18 protein-coding genes are annotated in these 21,674 nt (G+C 45.9%); 2 read left to right on the forward strand and 16 right to left on the reverse strand.

Going from position 1 to position 21,674, the window contains the following annotated elements; all coding sequences use genetic code 11:
* Positions 1 to 172: 172 nt before the first annotated feature.
* Entirely contained in the window at positions 173 to 1,642 is a 1,470-nt protein-coding gene (locus Q7C19_RS08200) for a catalase (RefSeq protein WP_035406325.1), read from the forward strand.
* A gap of 47 nt (positions 1,643 to 1,689) precedes the next feature.
* Here the strand turns inward: Q7C19_RS08200 and Q7C19_RS08205 are convergent, their stop codons facing one another.
* The 13 genes from Q7C19_RS08205 to Q7C19_RS08265 all read right to left on the reverse strand — a co-directional run bounded on the left by Q7C19_RS08205 (position 1,690) and on the right by Q7C19_RS08265 (position 17,225).
* Positions 1,690 to 2,895, reverse strand: coding sequence for a glycoside hydrolase family protein (locus Q7C19_RS08205; protein ID WP_375091942.1), 1,206 nt, complete (start codon positions 2,893 to 2,895; stop codon positions 1,690 to 1,692).
* A 217-nt stretch (positions 2,896 to 3,112) separates the two neighbouring features.
* Positions 3,113 to 5,053: a threonine--tRNA ligase gene (thrS, locus tag Q7C19_RS08210; RefSeq protein WP_368914662.1), complete on the reverse strand. Its 1,941-nt coding sequence runs from the start codon at positions 5,051 to 5,053 to the stop codon at positions 3,113 to 3,115.
* A 311-nt stretch (positions 5,054 to 5,364) separates the two neighbouring features.
* On the reverse strand, positions 5,365 to 6,282 hold the full coding sequence (dnaI, locus tag Q7C19_RS08215; RefSeq protein ID WP_035406319.1) for a primosomal protein DnaI: 918 nt from the start codon (positions 6,280 to 6,282) through the stop codon (positions 5,365 to 5,367).
* Positions 6,283 to 6,294: 12 nt separating this feature from the next.
* Positions 6,295 to 7,656 carry a replication initiation and membrane attachment family protein gene (locus tag Q7C19_RS08220; protein ID WP_035406315.1) on the reverse strand — a complete coding sequence of 454 codons (1,362 nt, stop codon included), beginning with the start codon at positions 7,654 to 7,656 and terminating at the stop codon, positions 6,295 to 6,297.
* Positions 7,657 to 7,728: 72 nt separating this feature from the next.
* Positions 7,729 to 8,205: a transcriptional regulator NrdR gene (gene nrdR / locus Q7C19_RS08225; RefSeq protein WP_035406313.1), complete on the reverse strand. Its 477-nt coding sequence runs from the start codon at positions 8,203 to 8,205 to the stop codon at positions 7,729 to 7,731.
* Between the two features lie 13 nt (positions 8,206 to 8,218).
* Positions 8,219 to 8,587, reverse strand: a complete 369-nt coding sequence (locus Q7C19_RS08230; protein WP_035406312.1) for a hypothetical protein — start codon at positions 8,585 to 8,587, stop codon at positions 8,219 to 8,221.
* 107 nt (positions 8,588 to 8,694) lie between these two features.
* The gene (gene speD / locus Q7C19_RS08235) at positions 8,695 to 9,081 is read right to left on the reverse strand and encodes an adenosylmethionine decarboxylase (RefSeq protein ID WP_023469024.1); all 387 of its coding nucleotides are present in this window, start codon (positions 9,079 to 9,081) and stop codon (positions 8,695 to 8,697) included.
* A 258-nt stretch (positions 9,082 to 9,339) separates the two neighbouring features.
* The gene (locus Q7C19_RS08240) at positions 9,340 to 10,383 is read right to left on the reverse strand and encodes a glyceraldehyde-3-phosphate dehydrogenase (protein WP_035406310.1); all 1,044 of its coding nucleotides are present in this window, start codon (positions 10,381 to 10,383) and stop codon (positions 9,340 to 9,342) included.
* Positions 10,384 to 10,537: 154 nt separating this feature from the next.
* Positions 10,538 to 11,122 carry a dephospho-CoA kinase gene (gene coaE, locus Q7C19_RS08245; RefSeq protein WP_214852872.1) on the reverse strand — a complete coding sequence of 195 codons (585 nt, stop codon included), beginning with the start codon at positions 11,120 to 11,122 and terminating at the stop codon, positions 10,538 to 10,540.
* Complete coding sequence (mutM, locus tag Q7C19_RS08250; RefSeq protein ID WP_035406306.1) at positions 11,119 to 11,949, reverse strand: DNA-formamidopyrimidine glycosylase; 831 nt, start codon at positions 11,947 to 11,949, stop codon at positions 11,119 to 11,121. Before mutM ends, coaE begins: the two co-directional genes overlap by 4 nt.
* A 16-nt stretch (positions 11,950 to 11,965) precedes the next feature.
* Positions 11,966 to 14,563, reverse strand: a complete 2,598-nt coding sequence (gene polA, locus Q7C19_RS08255) for a DNA polymerase I (protein WP_035406304.1) — start codon at positions 14,561 to 14,563, stop codon at positions 11,966 to 11,968.
* 212 nt (positions 14,564 to 14,775) lie between these two features.
* The gene (pnpS, locus tag Q7C19_RS08260; RefSeq protein WP_035406301.1) at positions 14,776 to 16,509 is read right to left on the reverse strand and encodes a two-component system histidine kinase PnpS; all 1,734 of its coding nucleotides are present in this window, start codon (positions 16,507 to 16,509) and stop codon (positions 14,776 to 14,778) included.
* On the reverse strand, positions 16,506 to 17,225 hold the full coding sequence (locus tag Q7C19_RS08265; RefSeq protein WP_369792024.1) for a response regulator: 720 nt from the start codon (positions 17,223 to 17,225) through the stop codon (positions 16,506 to 16,508). The genes pnpS and Q7C19_RS08265 overlap by 4 nt, the downstream gene beginning before the upstream one ends.
* A 211-nt stretch (positions 17,226 to 17,436) precedes the next feature.
* On the opposite strand from Q7C19_RS08265, the gene Q7C19_RS08270 reads away from it, so the two are divergent.
* The gene (locus tag Q7C19_RS08270; protein ID WP_035406299.1) at positions 17,437 to 17,862 is read left to right on the forward strand and encodes a divergent PAP2 family protein; all 426 of its coding nucleotides are present in this window, start codon (positions 17,437 to 17,439) and stop codon (positions 17,860 to 17,862) included.
* 49 nt (positions 17,863 to 17,911) lie between these two features.
* Here the strand turns inward: Q7C19_RS08270 and Q7C19_RS08275 are convergent, their stop codons facing one another.
* From Q7C19_RS08275 to icd, 3 genes are all read right to left on the reverse strand, one after another.
* Positions 17,912 to 19,051, reverse strand: a complete 1,140-nt coding sequence (locus Q7C19_RS08275) for a zinc-dependent alcohol dehydrogenase (protein ID WP_035406295.1) — start codon at positions 19,049 to 19,051, stop codon at positions 17,912 to 17,914.
* Between the two features lie 326 nt (positions 19,052 to 19,377).
* Positions 19,378 to 20,316: a malate dehydrogenase gene (mdh, locus tag Q7C19_RS08280; RefSeq protein WP_056062660.1), complete on the reverse strand. Its 939-nt coding sequence runs from the start codon at positions 20,314 to 20,316 to the stop codon at positions 19,378 to 19,380.
* Between the two features lie 22 nt (positions 20,317 to 20,338).
* Positions 20,339 to 21,613, reverse strand: a complete 1,275-nt coding sequence (gene icd, locus Q7C19_RS08285) for an NADP-dependent isocitrate dehydrogenase (RefSeq protein ID WP_290752012.1) — start codon at positions 21,611 to 21,613, stop codon at positions 20,339 to 20,341.
* Positions 21,614 to 21,674: the final 61 nt, after the last annotated feature.

Genomic DNA, 21,674 nt, shown 5'->3' on the forward strand with positions numbered 1-21,674 from the left:
CTTGATTATAATAGCAATCCTTTTACGGATAAGCAAGAAGTTTCTAACCTGTTTTTCACGGGTACATTCATAACATGAAAAAAGATTCAGAACATTCGCAAGCCAAACTGTTTATTTAGAATGATTATTGTTTTATAATTAATTTAATCTTACATAAAGGGGAGAATAACAGATGACTGAAAAACGATTAACGACCAATCAAGGTGTACCAATCGGAGACAACCAGAATTCACGTACGGCTGGACGTCGCGGACCAACTTTATTAGAAGACTATCAATTAATTGAAAAGATGGCCCATTTCGATCGGGAACGTGTACCTGAGCGCGTCGTACATGCTCGTGGCTTTGGTGCTCACGGTGTCTTCACTGTCAAAAATTCGATGAAAAAGTACACGAAAGCTGCGTTTTTACAAGAAGAAGGGACAGAAGTTCCTGTTTTCGCCCGCTTCTCGACTGTTATTCACGGCACGCATTCTCCAGAGACGCTCCGCGATCCACGTGGATTCTCTGTCAAGTTCTATACAGAAGAAGGAAACTGGGATTTCGTTGGGAACAACCTTCCTGTCTTCTTCATTCGTGACGCCATGAAATTCCCGGATATGGTCCATTCTCTCAAACCAGATCCACGCACGAATATTCAAGATCCTGACCGTTACTGGGACTTCATGACACTTCGTCCGGAATCGACGAACATGCTCATGCACCTTTTCACGGATGAGGGTATTCCTGCAAGCTACCGTAAAATGCGTGGTTCTTCCGTTCACTCGTTCAAATGGGTGAATGCACACGGTAATACGGTTTATGTGAAACTACGCTGGGTACCAAAAGCTGGTGTTCATAATCTCTCAGCTGAAGAAGCAACAGAGATTCAAGGAAAAGATTTCAACCATGCTTCAAACGATACGTTCCAAGCGATTGAAGATGGCGATTACCCGGAATGGGATCTGTTCGTACAGGTACTTGATCCGGCTGACGTCGATCAGTTCGATTTCGATCCGCTCGACGCGACAAAAGATTGGTTTGAGGATGTCATTCCGTTCCAACACGTTGGTACAATGACATTGAACAAAAATGTCGACAACTACTTCGCTGAAACAGAATCGGTTGGTTTTAACCCAGGTGTCTTGATTCCAGGGATGTTGCCATCTGAAGATAAGCTACTACAAGGTCGCTTGTTCTCTTACTCAGATACACAACGCTACCGTATTGGCACGAATTATCAACAACTTCCAATCAACTGTCCGTTTGCACAAGTGAACAACTACCAACGTGACGGTGCAATGCCGGTCGGTCAGCAAACGAGTCCGGTCAACTACGAACCGAACCGTTATCAAGAAGAACCAAAAGAAACACCCGAGTATACGGAAGAAAATCAACCGTTGCTTGATGATAAACACGGTCGTCTCGAAATCGAGAAGACGAATAACTTTGGTCAAGCCGGAGAAGTATACCGTCGCCTGACAGAAGAAGAGCAAGCAGCTCTTCTGAAAAACCTCGTCAACGACCTTCAGCAAGTCCGTCATGAAAATACGGTCCTGCTCGCAATCTGTAACTTCTATCGTGCTGATGCATCACTCGGTCAGAAGCTATCAGAAGCGCTTCAAGTCAATATCGAACCGTTCCTGCAACAAATGCGTTCATAACGCAAAACGAGCACCCTCGACACTAGTCTTGGGTGCTTGTTTGTGTCTTAGTATGGAATAAAATCGTAACGCTCTGCCGTTTTATACGTGAACTCGTTCAGTTTTTTGAATAAGACGATTTGATCGAGTCCAACCTGCTTGACCGTATTTTGTTGCATGTACCGTTTTTGATCTGCTGTAAACGTATTATAGATTGGAGCATATCCGTTACTTTGGAACGGTTGCATTTGAATCGCGCGATCCGCGTCTTCCAATCGATTGTAGCGAATTGTCCCTCCGACAACTCCTCTACCGAGAATCGTCATCGCTTTTCCATCTGCTCGATGCACGTTTCGGATCGTATTGTAGCGGACCGTTGGATTCTCCCAGTTCATCATCGAAATCGCATAATCCTTCGTTCCGTCAATCGTGTTTTTTTCAATCCGGACATTCGTGTGTAATTTGTTTTCCGTGTATTGATGTGTGCCGATTGCCACATTGATGTTACGGAACAAGTTATTACGAATCGTGATGTCTTCATTTGGAGTGCCATCTTGATTCGACCACTTCCAGTTGAAGCCCTTCGTGATTGGATCTGGGGTATCGAGATTAATCGATTCATTCGGACCTGTATTCGGTATCATGACGGCATCGACGAATTTCATGTTTTCGATGACTGCCTTCTTCGTTGCATCAAGTTCCATCGCATGTGAACCCTTTTGATTCCGTACTGTGATGCCGCCGATATATAAGTTTTGATTATGGGCAATAGCGAAAGCCGAACCACGCGCATATTGATTCAAGTCGATCTGTGCATTCCCCTTACCGATGAGTTTAACGTTCTGTGAACCGTTATATTTGCCAACTTTTTTATTCAGACGCAAAACCGATGGCGCAACGAAATCAAAGACACTTGTCGTCGAACTAATCTTTGTCGTCCCTGTCTCTGTCGTCTTTTTGATGATGACACCATCCTCTAGGATCACCGTCGTATTGGACGGGATACCAACACGTAACGGGGACAGATACGTTCCCTTTGTTAGAACGAGGGTGCCTCCCCCTTCTTTTTCAAGTCGTTCCAAATAAGAACGCATCGTATAATGATTGCGTGTCTTTGCATTATAGGTCGTATATTTACGGATTGCTGGGTCAATCGCTTCTGTTTTTGGTGTAATCCGGTATGTTTTTTTAATCGTTGTCGCCTTCGCTTCGCTCGGATGAATACCGATTAAAAGTGAAGAAGCGATGAATACAGCGAGGGTTGTTTTCTTCAATCTGTAACTTCCTTCCCATTCTTCAAAATATTTCATCCACTGAAGGTCTATTATAGTATTTATCCAATTAAAGGAAAAATGACATTTGGTCATTTTAGATAGATTCAGTTGGATGTTCTACCTGTTTCATCGGTATGAAATTGGTTTCTTTCAAGCATCCCATCACAAAAACAATCCGCCCTACATCAGCAGGGCAGATTGTTTTTGTATACTTGAATTATTTTGAACGATTTGCGATTTCTTGCTCTAAATCTGCAACGAATTGTTCGAGTGATGCATTACTCGAGTCTTTTGAACCGTAACGACGAATGTTGACTTCGCGTGATTCAACTTCTTTGTCACCTAAAACGAGCATGACCGGTACTTTATTGACTTGTGCTTCACGAATACGATAACCGAGTTTCTCGTCACGGAAATCTGTTTCGACGCGGATTCCCTTTTTCAACAGGATCGCTTTGATTTCACGGGCATAGTCTTCATGAACACCAGAAACCGGAATCAATTTCACCTGAACGGGTGCGAGCCATGTTGGGAATGCGCCTTTGTATTCTTCGATCAAGTAAGCAACGAATCGTTCCATCGTTGATACGACACCTCGGTGTAAGACGACTGGACGGTGATCTTGTCCGTCGTTCCCTTTGTATGTCAATTCGAATCGCTCTGGTAAGAGGAAGTCGAGTTGGACTGTTGAGAGCGTCTCATCTTTACCAAGCGCTGTCCGAACTTGAACGTCAAGCTTTGGTCCGTAGAATGCGGCTTCGCCTTCTGCTTCGAAGTATTCGAGTTCGAGTTCATCCATTGTTTCTTTCAACTCACGTTGCGCCATTTCCCAGATCGCATCGTTGTCGAAGTACTTCTCTTTGTCCGCTGGGTCACGGTATGAAAGACGGAACTTGTAATCTGTGATCCCGAAATCAGCATAGACTTCTTGAATGAGATGAACGATGGCTTTAAACTCATCTTTCATTTGGTCAGGACGGACGAACGTATGTCCATCGTTAAGAACCATGTAACGAACGCGTTGAAGACCAGTCAAGGCACCAGACATTTCGTAACGGTGCATGCCACCAAGCTCCGCGACACGAAGTGGTAAATCACGGTACGAACGTGGTTCGTTCTTATAGACCATCATATGGTGTGGACAGTTCATCGGGCGAAGAACAAGTTCTTCATTGTCCATCTCCATTTTCGGGAACATGTCATCTTGATAGTGATCCCAGTGCCCCGATGTCTTGTATAGATCGACTGAACCGAGGACCGGTGTATAGACGTGCTCATACCCAAGTTCGAGTTCTTTATCGACGATATAACGCTCGACTGTCCGACGGATCGCTGCTCCTTTTGGTAACCACATCGGAAGTCCTTGACCGACTTCTTGAGAAGTGAAGAATAAACCAAGTTCCTTCCCGAGTTTCCGGTGATCCCGTTCTTTTGCTTCAGCGAGGAAGTGGAGGTGTTGTTTCAACTGATCTTTTGTTGCCCATGCTGTACCGTAAATCCGTTGTAACATCTTGTTTTTCGAATCACCACGCCAGTAAGCACCAGCAATGCTCATCAATTTGAAGACTTGTAGCTTCGCTGTCGCTGGAACGTGTGGTCCACGGCAGAGATCGAAGAATTCGCCTTGACGGTAAATCGTCAAATCCTGATCAGCAGGAATCGACTCGATCAATTCAATCTTCAACGGATCATTGAGTTCTTTATAGATGGCGAGTGCCTCGTCACGCGAGACGACTTCTCGTTCGATCGGCAAGTTTTCACCGGCGATTTTATTCATCATCTTCTCGATTTCTGGAAGGTCCTCTTCTGTCAGACGACGTTCCATATCGATGTCATAGTAAAAACCATTCTCGATTGTCGGTCCAATTCCAAGATGAATCGTTTCATCCGGATACAGACGTTTGATGGCTTGTGCCATCAAATGAGCTGATGAGTGACGAATCAAGTCGAGCCCTTCTTCTGAATCCGGCATGATCAATTCAATTGTACCGTCCTCTTCGATTGGACGACGGTAATCGATGGCGTGCCCGTTCAATTTAGCAGCAAAGGCTTTTTTACGAAGACCTGGGCTGATCGAAGCTGCCACTTCTTCAGCTGTCGTGCCGGCTGCAAATTCCTTTACGGCGCCATCTGGAAATGTAAGTGCGATGTTTGACATGACTGTTTCCCCCTTTTACAAAATAAAAAAGACTCATCCCTAAAAAGGGACGAGTCTTAATCTCGTGGTACCACCCTCGTTCCCGGACCATGCACTGGTTCGGCTCGAACACGCGTTAACGGGCGTGAGGCGCAAACGGATTAGCCCCGTTCGTGCTATGAGGGAGTAAAGACATGAATGATGCCATGAGAAGCTTCCACCGTTCTTCTCTCGCTAGTTTGGTTCATTTCATACTTCATATCCTCAATCGTTGCATCGTCTATTGACGTGTCATTAGTATAACGAATCCGTTGCTTCCTTGACAAGGAAAATTAGTAGCGACGTCGATTTTCACCAAGGAACTCGATTGGTTGCGTCGTCGTCCGGATTCGTTCCATCAGTCGTGCAGCCTTTAATTTATCGCCTTGATCATTTGTGATTCCGAAATGGAGCTCGAGTTCATCATAAGATAAGTTCGAGCTGAATAATGTCGGCAGACGATGCATCATGCGATACTGCAAAATGATCCCGAACAATTCATCCCGTACCCACGGACTGATCGATTCAGCACCGATATCGTCAATCAACAATACTGGAATCGTTTGAAATCCTTCGAGGAATGTATCAAACGAGTCAGACCGAATCCTCCGTTTCGCTTCAGCGACAAACCCCGGGGCATGGACGAGAATCGTTGCAATCCGTTCTTTTTTCAAAGCATTCCCGATCGCAGCCAAAAGGTATGTTTTCCCGACACCAAAGCTACCATGAAGGTACAATCCCTTTACCGTCTCCTTCGAGCGGAGATGATTGAGGAACTGAGACGCCGCACGTAAGGCAAGCTTACGGTCCGTCGTCGACAAGTCAAAATCACTGAAGTTCGCATCGCGGACTTCATCCGGCAGGAACAGGCTCTTAAATTTCTTCTCAAGCGCACGTTCATCCTCTCGGTCTTTTAACGCTTGCGACTTCTCATACGAGACGACGATCTGTCCTTTTTCGACGTGCAGGATCGGCTGGTACCCTTCGATGACTGCCTTACTTTCAATCAGTCGATTTCCGTCCATCTGTTCCGCATATTCATTCAATTTGAGCATGCCCCGCTCGATCATCCGTTGATCGATCTCCGGATGTGTCCGCAAGAACATGACGACACCTGGATGAGACAACACTCGTTGTTGAATCGCTCGAACCGATTCTGCGACGTCCGGTCGACTTAATATTTTTTCGATAGATGATTGAATATGTTCCATGTCTCGACTCCTTTAGTTCCCCTTCAGTTCTCGTAAGATCCGTTCCATTTCTTCATCATCTGGAACATCTGCTTCGAAACTCGCTTTTTTAGAGGCTTCGTACTCCTGCTGTTTTGCTTTCTCTTCTTGCAACCACTTCGGATTCGGACCGCCATTCGTGTTGCTTGTCCGTCCCCGGCGACCACCAACAGTTTGACGCGCACGTTCTTGTTTTTGCTCCTGCTTTTTTGAAATCAACTCATCCTGCTCCTGCGTCTTCGCTAGTGCCTCGGATGCCGTCACGTATCCCTTCTGTTTCCAATCATCAACGATCGATAAGAGGAAGTTCTTGCTGAAGCGATTATCTTTTTTGATGACGAGCGCATAGTAGTACGCAGCATTGACGATCCCAGACGACATCTCATAATCGATGATCAATTGTTGGATCAATTCTTCATCCCGTTCAGACAACGCTTTGACCTTTCGCAACTTCGCTACATAATGCTTCGGATGGGTGCTTTCCATCGTCTCCGTCGCTTCGATGTCTCCGACCTCGATCGTGTCTAGTGAGGCGACCTTCGCTTTTTTCTCCCGGCTGAGTTTTTGTTTCGCTGACAACATCATCTGTTTGCAGCGTTCTTGCTTCTCAGCATCGGTCATCGGCAAGTACGCTTCGTGACGGAAACGGGCATTCAACAGTTCCGCCATCAATGCTTCATTCGACTGCGTGACGTAAGCAAGCTTCACGAGCAGATGATCGATTGCCTTTGAGTAAAATGTTCGTGGCAGGAAACGATCGGTCTGTCGCTTCATCTCTTCTAGATCGAACGAATAGTCGAATTCATATACCGCACGTTCCTGTTTCGCATAAGCTTTCGGCTGATGAGCGGAAGCAAGACCAGCTTTTACGTCGAACACTTGATCAAATCGAACCGTCCGATCAACGATGTTCTTCGGAAGCGGCTCCGTCCGAAAACGATGCTGTAACGACCGGAACCGGATTTCACCGACGCGATAGAACAGCAGACTCGATAACACCCCGTCATTCAAGAAGGTGTTCGGCGCGAGCGGAACCCGGATTTGATAAATGTAACGATAAGCGGCTTGGCGCGCTTCGAACGTTCGAATCAACCCGATCCCTTCTAGCTTAAATAACTCTTCCTTGAACTCATCGACGGAAAACCCGAGTAGTGTTCCGAGTTCCGCATGGGAAATATACTGGGATTTCGTTTTCCCTGGGATCATCTCACTCCAAAACGTTTGATAGAGCCCAAGCGCTTTAACACCGATAATCGGCTGGTATAAATAATATAAAGATTGATAAGCTTCACGGTCGACGACACCATTGCTCATCACTAAGCAAAGGTCGGTACCGGAAAGTTCACGTTCTACCATCTGACTCGTCCTTTCCTTAGGGAGAAAAAGAGAGGTGCGCTGACCGGACAGACGACCTCTCTTATATCACGTTCAATTCTCACGGTCATTTTCCTGATGTCGCTCCATCAGTTCAGAGAGCTCTTGGAAAAAGACATTGATGTCCTTAAATTGTTTATAAACACTCGCAAAGCGGACATATGCCACTTCGTCAACGGATGCTAGTTCATTTAATACGAGACGTCCGACCTGCTCACTTGGAATCTCATGCTGAGCTGTCGCTCGTAATGCCTTTTCGACCCGACTGACGACTGTTTCTAGCTGTTCAATCGAAATCGGTCGTTTTTCACAGGCACGCACTAATCCGCGTAGAATTTTCTCGCGATTGAACTCGTCACGCGTTCCGTCTTTCTTTACGATGATTAAAGGGGTCTGCTCGACCATTTCGAATGTCGTAAAACGATAGCCACAAGACTCACATTCACGTCTTCTTCGAATCGAACCGAAATCCTGGACTGGTCTTGAATCCAGTACTTTTGTTCCGTTAAAATTACAGGCTGGACAGCGCATGCCGTACCTCCGTTCACGTGATTTCTTTTGTTCCAATCATCTTTAATCGATACCCTGCATCAAGTGATGCATAGATTCGCTCAATTTGTTTCTCGAGATCAGGTCCGAGAAGACTTTCACGGTGTAAGAAGAGATCGACGGCAGTACGTCCGCCTGCCACCATGATGACTGTCGCAAGTCCATCGACTTCTTTTAAGGTAAAAGCGAGTTCTCCACGTTCCGCGTCAACACGACGAACCGTTCCGCCATCTTGCTTTAAGATATTTTCTAAACCAGCAAATAACATTTCCACAGTTGCTGCGTAGTAGTGTGTGCGTAGGTTTTCGTTTTTATGTGTATCGGATGTCTCTAGCTGTTTTTGCAAACGTTCCTTCAGTCCCATGGTCATCCTCTTTTCTTTGTTTCTTCTACTATTAAGAATAACAGACGTCAGACATATTAAAAAGCCCTCGTCTGAACGACGAGGGCTTGACGAATTCGTGTGTATTGTCAGTTGACGTGCTGGACAGTAGCCGCTGGAACTTGAACAGGTCCCATACCACGTGGAATTTCGACATTTTCACGGATTTTCGCATCGAGCTTTTCAGCAATGTAGTTCGCTGCGATGGCTGGATCGATCCGATCCCCACAAGTAAAGACATCAACCGATGCATACCCGTGCTCTGGGAAACTGTGAATCGTTAAGTGCGATTCAGAGATAATGACGACGCCACTGACGCCGTGTGGTGCAAACTTGTGGAATGCTACTTCTCGTACTTCTGCACCTGCTTGAAGTGCTGCGTCAACGAAAAGTCGTTCAACGAATTCCATGTCGTTCAATTTTTCAGGATTACAATCCCAAAGTTCTGCAATAATGTGTCTTCCCATAGTATCCATTTGTGGATCCCCCCTACATTCAATGGTCTTCAAAGTAGTTGATCACTTACTTTGCGCCTGAGTCGTTCGCACCCACGGGGGAAAGTTAGTCCAGAGAGGTCCTAACCCTTTAAGCTGCGATTGCCAGACCGATTGAAGTTCACGATTTGAATTATAGCGAGTATCAAAAAGATACACAAGGATAAATTTCAAAAATTAATATATTTTAAGAAAAAAAACGGGACAGCCCCCGTCATTTCTGGGATCTGCCCGTTATAATTAATTCAATTCAAGTTCTTTTTCAACGGTTCCCATCGCCTCTAAGTGTGCCGAGACGAGGTGTACGAGATCGACGACGCGGCATGAGTAACCCCACTCATTATCGTACCAAGCGAGGACCTTCACCTGACGACCACCCATGACCATCGTCGAGAGCCCGTCGACGACCGTCGAACGTTCTTCTCCGTTAAAGTCGATTGAGACGAGCGGTTCCATCGTCATTCCGAGAATGCCATCAAGCGCACCGTCCGCTGCTTTCGTGAAGGCTTCGTTCACTTCAGCGACCGTCGTATCTCGACTGACTTCGACGACGAGATCGACGAGTGATACGTTCGGTGTCGGAACACGAAGCGCGAGTCCATTTAATTTCCCTTCCAAATGTGGCAAGACGAGCGCAATCGCCTTTGCCGCGCCTGTCGACGTCGGAATGATCGATGAGCCGCATGCCCGGGCGCGCCGTAAATCCTTATGCGGGTTATCAATGTTATTTTGATCGTTCGTAAACGCATGAACCGTCGTGACGAGACCAGATTCGATTCCGAATGCACGGTCGATGACTTGTACGACAGGTGCGAGACAGTTCGTCGTACACGATGCGTTCGAAACGATATCATCCGTTTCATGATCATACATGTCATCATTGACACCCATGACAATCGTCCGAACATCCCCTTTAGCAGGTGCCGTGATGACGACCTTTTTTGCTCCTGCCACTAAATGCTTCGCAGCGCCCGTATCCGAATTGAACTTCCCTGTTGCTTCGACGACGATATCGATGCCGAGTTCCCCCCACGGCAATAGCTCAGGATTGCGTTCACTGACGATTTGAATCTCTTTTCCGTCAACCATCAACGCCCCATCGATGATGTCGACCGGATAATTGAATTTTCCGTGTACCGTATCATACTTGATTAAATGCGCGAGTGTTTCGACTGGATAACTCGCATTAATTGCTACGACTTCGCTTTTCCCCTCAGCGATCAGACGTCGAAAGACCATTCGACCAATTCGACCAAAACCATTGACTGCCACCTTGACTCCCATGTGCGGATCCCCCTTCAATGTGACGGATGTAGCTCCGTTTACAGATAGAACTATATCATGAAATGTAAGCGATTTCATTATGTTCTCTAAAAAAAGTGAGAGAAGATGGAAACTTCTCTCACTTCATGTTTTTCATAACTTGTCATCATTTGCATCAATCACCATACCGACTTAACCACTCATCGATTTGTTGGTATAACGAATCAATACTACCGTCATTGAAGAATACATCATCTGCAAGCTCTTTTTTCTGTTCGATGCCGAGTTGCGCATGGATACGTGCATACGCTTCTGCTTCTGATAAATCATTACGTTGCATCAATCTTCTTAACTGCATATCTTCTGGGCAATAGACGACAACGACGCGTTCGAACAGGTTTCGCCAATCCCCTTCTAGCAGTAACGGAATATCAAATACGACGAGAGAATGTCCTGAACGTTCATAGGCATCTGCTGCTTCGAGCATCTGTTGTCGAATACTCGGGTGCATCAACTGATTCAATTGTTGTCGTTTTTCACTATCTTGAAAAATGATTTGTCCGAGCTTTGGACGGACAAGACGTCCTTTTTCAAACGCCTCTGGGAATGCCAGTTGGACTGCATCATATGCTCGCCCTCCCGGCTCAACGACTTCTCGCGCAATGAGATCCGCATCGATGACCGCTATTCCTTTTTGTTTTAAATAGCTAGAAACCGTACTTTTACCGGTTGCGATACTCCCTGTCAGACCGACTCTCATAAGGCAACCTGTTGGCACGTCGGACAGAAATGTGTTCCCCGTCCACCGACTTTGATTTTTTCGATGGCTGTACCACAACGAGGACACGGTTCCCCTTTTTGACCATATACCGCAAGTTGAAGCTGGAATTCACCTTTTCCTGACGGCGAGACATAACTCCGGATCGTACTTCCTCCTGCTTCCACCGCTTGTCGTAAAACGTTGACACCGGCTTGATGAATGCGTGAGATATCGTCGAGTGTCAAGGCGCCGGCTTTCGTCAACGGGTGGACGCGTGCAGCATGAAGGGTCTCATCGACATAGATGTTACCGAGACCAAGGAAGATGGACTGGTCGAGCAGTGCCGTTTTGATTGGACTTCTCTTTTTACGAATTAAATTCTCCGCTAACACTTCTGCTGTAAATTCCGGATCAAATGGTTCACGCTCCAGTTGTGCCAGTGGAGCAGTCTGCATCGCTGTTTGCTTATCACGTAATTCCATCGTTCCGAACTTCCGAACATCATTATAGTGAAGTTCCGAACCATCCGTGAAACGGAAGACGACATGCGTATGTTTATCCCGTTCAACCGGTTGTGGATATGGGAAGTACTTTCCTTCCATCCGCAAATGGCTGACGAGATAAAAACGATCAAAATCAAAGAGCAGGAACTTTCCGCGACGTTCGACGCGTTCGATCCTTTCTTGATGTAAGGCATCTGCAAATGGCGCCACTTCCATCCCCCGAATCATTTTCGGATGGTAGACTTTGACGGAAGAGACTGTCTTTCCAGAGACCGAACGTTCTAAACTGCGGCGAACGGTCTCGACTTCAGGTAATTCAGGCACATCTATTCCTCCTTGCTTACTTCGTTTCGTACCACGTATGCCCTGCGCCCCCATCGACGCGTAGCGGTACGGATAGTTCGACGGTCTGCTCCATCGCTTGTTTGACAAGTGCTTGTAAAGCGTCGAGTTCTTCGTCTGGTGCTTCAAAAATCAATTCATCGTGTACTTGTAATAACAAGCGTGCCTTCAGATTAGATGCTTTCAAAGCAGCATGAACATCAAGCATTGCTTTTTTAATGATATCTGCAGCCGAACCTTGAATCGGTGTATTGATCGCAGTACGTTCAGCAAAACCACGTAAGTTAAAGTTTTTCGAATTGATATCCGGAATATTGCGGCGACGGTTCATCAACGTTTCGACGAATCCATTTGCTCGTGCCGTCTCGATTGCTGTATCCATGAACTGTTTGATTTGCGGGAACAACTCGAAATAACGATCGATGAATGATTGCGCTTCTTTGCGTGTGATGTTCAAGTTTTGAGACAATCCATAATCGCTGATTCCGTAAATGATTCCAAAGTTGACGGCTTTCGCCTGACGCCGCATGTTTCCTGTGACATCTTCCGGTTCGACACCGAAGACACTACTTGCCGTTTGAGTATGAATATCCTCATCATGGAGGAACGCATCGACAAGCGTCTGATCCTGCGACATATCGGCCATGACACGTAATTCGATTTGTGAATAATCAGCAGCGTACAATGACCAGCCTGTTTGACTCGGAACGAAGGCTTTTCGAATCTTCCGTCCTTCTTCAATCCGGATCGGGATATTCTGAAGGTTCGGATTGACCGAACTTAAACGACCTGTTTGAGCGATTGTCTGAGCAAAACGAGTATGGATTTTTCCATCTTCCTTGATGACTTTTTGCAATCCTTCAACATACGTCGACTGCAACTTTTGCAGTTCTCGGTAAAGCATGATGTGATCGATGACTGGGTGCAGCGGACGCAGTTTTTCAAGGACATCTGCGGCAGTCGAGTAGCCCGTCTTTGTTTTCTTAAAGGCAGGGAGCTCGAGTTTTTCAAACAAAATTACACCGAGTTGTTTCGGAGAATTAATATTGAACGACTCACCTGCTGCTTCAAAGACCAATGTCTCAAGTTCTGTTAAACGCCCAGCAAGATCCGCTTGCATCTCTTGGAGCGTCGCGACGTCTACGCGAATCCCAGTCCATTCCATCTCAGCGAGGACACCTGATAGTGGACGCTCTAACGTTTCATATAACTCGTATTGTTGATTCGCCTTCAGTTCTTCTCGGACTTTTGGGAACAGCAATTCAACCATCCGTGCTTTCTCAGCTAAATAAGGATGAAGAGCTTCATCTTCTGGCGCGAGACGTTTCGCCCCCTTACCGAGTACTGCTTCCTCATTCGGCGCCATTAATGCATAATGACCAGCGATCGAAGCGAGTGTTGTACCGCCACTTAAGTTTAACAAATAGCCTGCTAATAACAGATCTTCGTACCCGTTCAATGTCAAACCGTGTTTACGCAATGCAAATGCGACTTGTTTCGCATCGAGACAAATCTTTTGATGTTCCGACTCGATCCATTGACGGAATGCTGGATCCTCGACGAGCGTCGGAGCAGCAACATAGATCGTGTCAGGCGTTGCTATCGCAAATCCAATGATGTCTTCTTCCATGTAATCTTCTCGAAGCTGTTCTGCAATCAATACGGCATCCGTGACGTCTTTAGGAAGTGAAGTGATCGTCACGACGTTTAATTGTTCTTTATCCTCTTCTTTGACGACAGGGGCGAATCGATTCGTCAATGACTTGAAGCCAAGTGACTGGAACAATGAATAAGGAACTTGGGTATCGACATTGCGAATTTGCAAATCATCTAGCGTCGTCTCGAGCGGGACATCCACCTTGATTGTCGCGAGTTCTTTCGACAGTCGTGCGAGCTCTTCGTTCGCGATGACTTTTTCTTTCTGCTTCCCTTTTAAATCCTCGACATGTTCGTACAGTCCTTCAACAGAACCGTATGCCGAAATCAATTTAACAGCCGTCTTTTCACCAATCCCAGGAATCCCTGGAATATTATCCGATTTATCACCCATCAACCCCTTCAAATCAATCATTTGAATCGGCTTTAGACCACCATACGTCTCAGCAAACAGTTCCTCTGTCATGCACTGGACGTCCGTGATCCCACGCTTCGTGATCAAGACTTCGACCTTATCCGTGACAAGTTGAAGTAAATCTTTGTCTCCTGTGACAATCCGCGTCCGATCCGTTGGCATTGTCCGTGCGAGCGTACCGATCAAATCATCTGCCTCATAGCGATGGAGTTCCATCATTTGAATACCGAGTGCTTCACAGATGTCTCGGACGATCGGGAATTGTTCTCGTAGTTCGGACGGTGTTTTTTCCCGACTTCCTTTATACTCCTGATAGACATCGTGACGGAATGTTTCACTCGAAGCATCAAAGGCAACGAGCATATGTGTCGGTTGCTCTTCTTCAAGCAACTTCAATAACATCATCGTAAAGCCATAGGCTGCGTTCGTATTTCGTCCTTGCGCGTCCGTCATTGGTGGTAAAGCGAAAAATGCCCGATAAGTCAATGAGTTCCCATCAATCAATAACAATTTATTTTCCATCATCTACGCCCCTTTAATCGATTTTCTGTCCCTATTGTATCACTCTGCACACATTTGTTCGCTAAAAATGACCAAAAAAAGACGATTGACTCAAGGAGAGTCAACCGCCAAGGGCATGACGACATGGGAGCTGATCCAGTCGCCATACAGATGATGAAGAAGGTACTTTCATCATAAGATACATCTATTAAGGAATTGTGAATCCACTGTGAAATTCAGCCATGTTTTGGTAAACGAATCGTAAACGTCGTTCCTTGTTGCTCCGCCGATTCGACATCAATTTCTCCATGGTGAAGATCAACGATGTGTTTAACAATGGCCAGCCCGAGACCCGTTCCACCTGAATTACGGCTTCGCGCCTTATCGACACGATAGAACCGTTCGAAGATACGCTGCGTCTCCTTCGGATGAATACCAATCCCATCATCTTTGATGATGAGTTGGACAGACTCTTCTCCATCCTCGAGTTGAATCCAGACGTTACCACCGTTCGGTGTGTAGTTCAACGCATTCGCAACTAAGTTGACTACGACTTGTTTCAACCGATTCAAATCTGCCCGGATGAAGACTTCCTCTTCCGTTTCGATATGAATCATCATCTCTTTTTCCGCTGCTCGTCGATGCAACAGCTCAGCGGTTTCGCGAACGAGACTCGTCACATCAACGATTGCTGTCTCAAGCTGATAGTTGTCTTGTTCCAGTCGCGATAGTTCGAGCAAGTCTTCGACCAATGTCTGCATTCGTTCTGATTCATCATGAATGATCCGCAAAAATTGTTCCCGGATTTCCGGAACATCTTGCGCACCATCGAGTAACGTTTCTGCAAACCCCTTGATGGACGTCAGTGGTGTTTTTAATTCGTGGCTGACATTCGCAACGAAGTCTTTGCGCATCTGTTCCAGCTTTTTAATTTCCGTAATATCGTTGAAGACAACGGTCGTTCCTTGCACGCGACCGTTCTTATCAAAAATCGGTGCGGCACTGACCATAAACGTCCGACTGTTGATGCCGAAACGGACACTCGATTGTTTGCGATTCGGTTTTTCTGTCAGGTAGACATCTTCAATCACCTGACTCATCTTTTCGTTCGGAAGTACGCGGTAATATAATTTTCCACTAGATGGTTCGTGAATATGGAACATCTCCCGATAGGTACGGTTAACAAGTAGTACATAACCCTTTTCATCAATCAGCATGAGACCGGCTCCCATGTATTCGATCAAGGATTCGAGTCGTGCCCGTTGCATCGCTTCACCGGATGATGCATTCTCTAGATTTCGTGCGAGGAGATTGATCGAGCGTCCTAAATCACGTGATTCATCTGGTGCCGCTAACTCGTAGACGCGTGACTTGTAATTCCCATGTGACAGTTCGTGCAACACATCGGTCGCCTCCGCGATTGGTCGTAGGAACCGTTTCGTTGAACGATAGATTGTCAAAAAGATGATTACGAGCGAAGCAAGGAGTGAGAAGAAAATGACCGTCCAAATCCGTGAATAGATAATATTCAAATCTTTAGCATAACGAATGAAACTGACGTACACTTCTCCACCATCTGCTGTTGGAACAGGCTTCGTGAACTGGACGACACTGTCATCCGTCTTCGATTCAAACGTGCCATCTTTGGGAATCGCTGAGAAATTGAGCGTTGCTACTTTCAGTTTCGTGACATCAACAGGAGTACCTGCGATGATTTCCCCACGTCCGTTAAATAAGATCATGTCAAAATTGGATTCGGCATACAATTGATTCACGTACTGTGCCATATCAGAAACTTCGCGCCCTTGTAGGATCGTCTCGACAAGCGAGGTTTCATCCATCAGTTTTTCTTTTTCATTTTGAACATAGAATTCCTTAAATGATTGTCCAAGTAGAAAACCGAGTGCAACAAGCACCAAACTAATGAAAGAAATCATTTTAAAGATGAACCGTTTCCGATACTTACTCATTCTGGTTTCGGCTCCTCCATCTTATACCCGAGACCGCGAATCGTTTTGATATAAATCGGTTTTTTCGTATTCGGTTCGATTTTTTCACGGACGTGACTGATATGCACATCCACGATACGCGTATCGCCGACGAAATCATAATTCCAAATCGCGGATAACAGTTGATCTCGTGTCAAGACACGTCCTTTATTTTTAGCGAGATATACGAGCAATTCAAATTCCTTAGGAGTAAGTTCAAGACGTTCTTCTGCTTTGAAAGCTTCGTAGTTATCCGGAACGATTTTGACGTCACCAATCAGAATCGTTCCGTCCGTGACCTCATCCGGGGATGCTGTCTGATGACTCATCCGTCGTAAAATCGCTTTTACACGGGCAACGACTTCGCGTGGGCTAAACGGTTTTGTCAGGTAATCGTCCGCACCGAGTTCTAGACCGAGCACCTTATCAAACTCATCATCCTTTGCCGTCAGCATCAAGATCGGTGTATTGATTTTCTGTTGACGTAGTCGTTTACATACTTCCAGACCATCGAGTTCCGGCAACATAAGATCCAGTACGATCAGTGCGGCATCTTGTTTTTCCGCTAATTTCAAACCTGACATTCCATCATGTGCCGTTTCGACGACAAAACCAGCCTGCTCTAAATTAAACTTCAATAGTGTTGCAATCGACAATTCATCATCTACCACGATAATTTTATCTTTCAAACCTTGCATCCCCCTCAAGTTTCGTTCTTTCGAATGAGGAATTCCGTGGAATCCGCTTCGTCTGTCTTCATCTTACCGACTTTTACTGGAAAATCACAAATCTTTCTGCTGTTTCTTTACATAATCTTTAAAGGAGACGATGAATCCCTCTTGATCATTCGTGTAAAAGCGATAAAAACGGGGAATCAATACATATCGTCAATCGTAGGAGGTAGAATGTATGGAATGGAATCATCCCCTTTTTGCAGCCATCACGGCATGGTTCATCGCTCAAGCAGCGAAGCTTGTTACGAGTTTGGTACGGACCCGAAAGTTCGACCTGGAGATCATGTTTGCTTCCGGTGGTATGCCTAGTTCACATAGCTCGACTGTCGTCGCGTTAGCCGTGGTCATCGGTTTTCAGGAAGGCTTCTCATCTTCGCTCTTCGCACTAGCTGCCATATTTGCCACAATCATCATGTATGACGCGACGGGTGTCAGACAAGCTGTTGGTGTTCAGGCAAAATTACTCAATGATTATTTTAAGGGAATTCGTCATGAGACCCCTCTTCTGAATGAACTCGTCGGTCACACTGAGTTTCAAGTATTCGTTGGTCTCTTACTCGGTTTAGCTGTCGGTATCTTGTGGCCAGTTTTCTTCTTTTAATGCAAACAACCCATCCGATTTTGGATGGGTTGTTTGCATGTGAAGTGACTTATGGTTTTAGAACGACCTTGATGCATCCATCTGTTCGATCGTTGAAGGTTTGATAGGCTGCAGCAGCATCATCGAGTGCCACTCGATGCGTCACGATGTCCGTCGGATCAAATTCCTTATTGATGATTTTCTGGAACAGTTCCGGCATCAAATGGACGACGGGTGCTTGTCCCATTTTCAGTGTGATATTTCGAGTGAAAAAGTCGCCGAGTGGAAATTGATTATATTTTTTCGCATAGACACCCGTCAACTGTACGGTACCAAACTTCCGGACAGCATCCTTCGCAATATCAATGGCACTCAACGTTCCCCCTTGCAAACCAATCTTTTGTTCGATTTTTTCAACAGGTGACATCTTCCCATCAAGACCGACGCAATCAATCACGACATCTGCCCCACCTTGCGTCAATTCTTTGATGTAGGCACCACTTTCTGCATGATCTGAAAAATTCACGGTCTCGACTTTATTCGTCACTTTGGCGTGATTTAATCGATAGACTTGATCATCCACCGCAATGACCCGTTTCGCACCTTGCATCCATGCGAATTTTTGTGTCATCAGTCCGACAGGTCCCGATCCGAGTACGACGACCGTGTCCCCTTTTTTCACACCAGCATGCAGGACACTCCAATATGCTGTAGGTAAAACGTCAGATAAGAACAACAACGCTTCATCTTCTAGTTCACACGATTCAGGAATTACGAGCGGCATGAAATTTCCAAATGGTACTTTTAAATATTCCGCCTGACCACCGGGATGTCCACCAAACTCTTCTGTAAAACCAAAATATCCACCTGTATCGACATGCGGATTTCCGTTTGAGTTATCACATTGACTTTCCATATCATGTTCGCAAAAGAAACAGTGACCGCAAGCAACGTTAAACGGTAACACGACGCGGTCTCCCCGTTTGACCTTCGTCACTCCTGGTCCAACTTCTTCAACGATGCCCATCGGTTCATGACCAATGACATAGTCTTTGTGAGCCGGCATATTCCCTTGATAAATGTGTAGATCCGAACCACAAATTGCAGTCGAGGTGATCTTTACGATGATGTCATCGTTTTTATCAATCGATGGATCCTGTACTTGTTTGACTTGAACATCTTTTGTTCCTTGGTACGTTACGGCGCGCATGTAAAATCCCCCTTAGTGGAATAAAATGACGTACCTTTGTCCTTACCCTAATACAAGCATTTATTCTACATGTTTTTTAAAATTGGAACTTTTATACTACATGGATCACATGGTGTGAACTAACCATTTTACTTTACACATTTATATATAAAAGAAGCTTATATCATGGCCCGATGCACCGTTTGTCTCAAAAATGGTCTTCTCGAACAATCTATCGTTTGATGTGATCGGCTGACCTGTCCGCATTGTCAAAACTCGCAACACCTACTGTAACGAGACGAAAAAGACGAACCTGTCGAAAGTGACAGATTCGTCTTTTTTTAGATTCAGGATTTTAATAAGTCGAGTACCGAACGGACGGTAGACGCAGAGCGGTTCAATGCTTCTTGTTCATCGACAGTCAGCTCGAGTTCGTAGACGTGCTCGACACCGTTCCCACCAAGAATGACCGGTACACCAAAGTACATATCGTTGTATCCGTATTCGCCTTCGAGATAAGCGATTGCCGGAAGAATACGTCGCTGATCCTTCAAAATCGCTTCGACCATCTGAGCAATTGCCGCTGCTGGCGCGTAATAAGCGGAACCGTTTCCGAGTAACTGAACGATTTCACCGCCCCCTTTACGGGTCCGGTCAACGATCGCATCGAGTCGTTCTTTCGATATGAGCTTCTCAATCGGAATTCCTCCTGCTTGAGAATAGCGCAGTAGCGGTACCATATCATCTCCGTGTCCACCGAGCACGAACCCTGATACATCCTTCACAGAAACATTGAGTTCTTCTGCTAGAAATGTCCGGAAACGCGCCGTGTCGAGGACTCCGGACTGACCGATGACACGTTCCTTCGGAAAACCAGATGCTTGATAGACCGTATACGTCATCGCATCGACCGGGTTCGTCAAAACGATGATGATCGATTCTGGTGCATGCGCGACGATTTCCTTCGTCACAGCTGTCATGACGGCAGCATTCGTGCTGACAAGGTCTTCGCGGCTCATGCCCGGCTTTCGAGCAATGCCGGCAGTGATGACGACGATATCTGCGTCCTTGATATCTGCATAATCCGATGTCCCTTTTACCGAAACATCAAATCCGAGGATTGGCGCTGCTTCTTGCATATCAAGCGCCTTTCCTTTCGTCGGATTTTCTTGCTCTGGTCGGTCGACGAGGACGATATCACCTAACTCTTGCTGGGCAAGGTAAAGTGCCGTCGTCGCGCCCGTAAAGCCACTTCCTATGACTGCGATCTTCTTCCGTCTGTTCATCGACTCATTCCTCCTGATCGGATTACATGTTTTTGATGAGTTCGTCCGCGAATTCAGAACACTTCACTTCAGTCGCACCATCCATGAGACGTGCGAAGTCGTATGTGACGACTTTTGCTTCGATCGATGTTTCCATCGATTTGATGATGAGATCTGCTGCTTCGTTCCAACCGAGGTGACGGAACATCATTTCGCCTGACAAGATGACAGATGATGGGTTTACTTTATCAAGTCCAGCGTATTTTGGTGCTGTACCGTGAGTTGCTTCAAAAATCGCGTGACCAGTCATGTAGTTGATGTTTGCTCCAGGTGCGATTCCGATACCACCCACTTGTGCAGCAAGTGCATCCGAGATGTAGTCACCGTTCAAGTTCATTGTCGCAACGACATCGAACTCTTTTGGACGAGTCAAGATTTGTTGTAAGAAGATATCAGCGATTGAGTCTTTTACGATTAACTTACCAGCAGCTTCAGCGTCTGCTTGTGCTTTGTTCGCAGCCTCAGTTCCCTCTTCTTCTTTGATACGATCGTACTGGTTCCAAGTGAAGACGTGCTCTGCGTATTCACGCTCAGCAAGCTCATAACCCCAGTTTTTGAAAGCTCCTTCAGTGAACTTCATAATGTTTCCTTTGTGAACGAGTGTCAACGAAGCGCGCTTGTGCTCAAGTGCGTATTCGATTGCTGCACGAACGAGGCGTTCTGTTCCCTCTTTTGAAATCGGTTTGATTCCAAGACCAGATGTCTCAGGGAAACGAATTTTGTTGACACCCATTTCGTTTTGAAGGAATTCAAGCAGTTTTGCAACGCCTTCACTACCTTCTGCATATTCGATTCCTGCGTAGATGTCTTCAGTATTTTCACGGAAGATGACCATATCTGTATCTTCTGGGCGTTTAACCGGTGAAGGAACACCTGTGAAGTAACGAACTGGGCGAAGGCATGTGTACAAATCAAGCTCTTGACGTAATGCAACGTTCAATGAGCGAATACCGCCGCCGACTGGTGTCGTAAGTGGTCCTTTGATTGCGATGATGTGCTCACGGATGAGATTGAGTGTCTCTTCTGGTAACCAGTTACCTGTTTTGTTGAATGCTTTTTCGCCAGCATAGACTTCTTTCCATTCAATCTTCTTCTCACCGTTATAGGCTTTTTCAACTGCTGCATCAAATACGCGTACCGCAGCATTCCAGATGTCAGGTCCTGTTCCGTCACCAATGATGAATGGAATGATTGGAGCATTTGGAACTTGAAGTGTACCGTTCGTTACTGTGATGTTTTCGCCTTGAAGTGTAGCCATGTCTAAAAATCCCCCTTAAGTAATTGTAATCTACATCAAAAATCAGGAGAGGATTACTCCT

This window comes from Exiguobacterium sp. PHA03, from assembly GCF_041945985.1.
Classification (GTDB): domain Bacteria; phylum Bacillota; class Bacilli; order Exiguobacteriales; family Exiguobacteriaceae; genus Exiguobacterium_A.

What these genes read in the sequence shown, in the direction of transcription:
- pnpS (WP_035406301.1), bottom strand. Translation starts at nt 16,509, where the DNA reads ATGAGTAAGTATCGGAAACGGTTCATCTTTAAAATGATTTCTTTCATT.
- Q7C19_RS08275 (WP_035406295.1), bottom strand. Translation starts at nt 19,051, where the DNA reads ATGCGCGCCGTAACGTACCAAGGAACAAAAGATGTTCAAGTCAAACAA.
- Q7C19_RS08265 (WP_369792024.1), bottom strand. Translation starts at nt 17,225, where the DNA reads ATGCAAGGTTTGAAAGATAAAATTATCGTGGTAGATGATGAATTGTCG.
- Q7C19_RS08220 (WP_035406315.1), bottom strand. Translation starts at nt 7,656, where the DNA reads ATGGTAGAACGTGAACTTTCCGGTACCGACCTTTGCTTAGTGATGAGC.
- Q7C19_RS08200 (WP_035406325.1), top strand. Translation starts at nt 173, where the DNA reads ATGACTGAAAAACGATTAACGACCAATCAAGGTGTACCAATCGGAGAC.
- coaE (WP_214852872.1), bottom strand. Translation starts at nt 11,122, where the DNA reads ATGAGAGTCGGTCTGACAGGGAGTATCGCAACCGGTAAAAGTACGGTT.
- dnaI (WP_035406319.1), bottom strand. Translation starts at nt 6,282, where the DNA reads ATGGAACATATTCAATCATCTATCGAAAAAATATTAAGTCGACCGGAC.
- polA (WP_035406304.1), bottom strand. Translation starts at nt 14,563, where the DNA reads ATGATGGAAAATAAATTGTTATTGATTGATGGGAACTCATTGACTTAT.
- mdh (WP_056062660.1), bottom strand. Translation starts at nt 20,316, where the DNA reads ATGAACAGACGGAAGAAGATCGCAGTCATAGGAAGTGGCTTTACGGGC.
- speD (WP_023469024.1), bottom strand. Translation starts at nt 9,081, where the DNA reads ATGGATACTATGGGAAGACACATTATTGCAGAACTTTGGGATTGTAAT.
- Q7C19_RS08230 (WP_035406312.1), bottom strand. Translation starts at nt 8,587, where the DNA reads ATGGGACTGAAGGAACGTTTGCAAAAACAGCTAGAGACATCCGATACA.
- Q7C19_RS08240 (WP_035406310.1), bottom strand. Translation starts at nt 10,383, where the DNA reads ATGGGAGTCAAGGTGGCAGTCAATGGTTTTGGTCGAATTGGTCGAATG.
- icd (WP_290752012.1), bottom strand. Translation starts at nt 21,613, where the DNA reads ATGGCTACACTTCAAGGCGAAAACATCACAGTAACGAACGGTACACTT.
- thrS (WP_368914662.1), bottom strand. Translation starts at nt 5,053, where the DNA reads ATGTCAAACATCGCACTTACATTTCCAGATGGCGCCGTAAAGGAATTT.
- nrdR (WP_035406313.1), bottom strand. Translation starts at nt 8,205, where the DNA reads ATGCGCTGTCCAGCCTGTAATTTTAACGGAACAAAAGTACTGGATTCA.
- Q7C19_RS08270 (WP_035406299.1), top strand. Translation starts at nt 17,437, where the DNA reads ATGGAATGGAATCATCCCCTTTTTGCAGCCATCACGGCATGGTTCATC.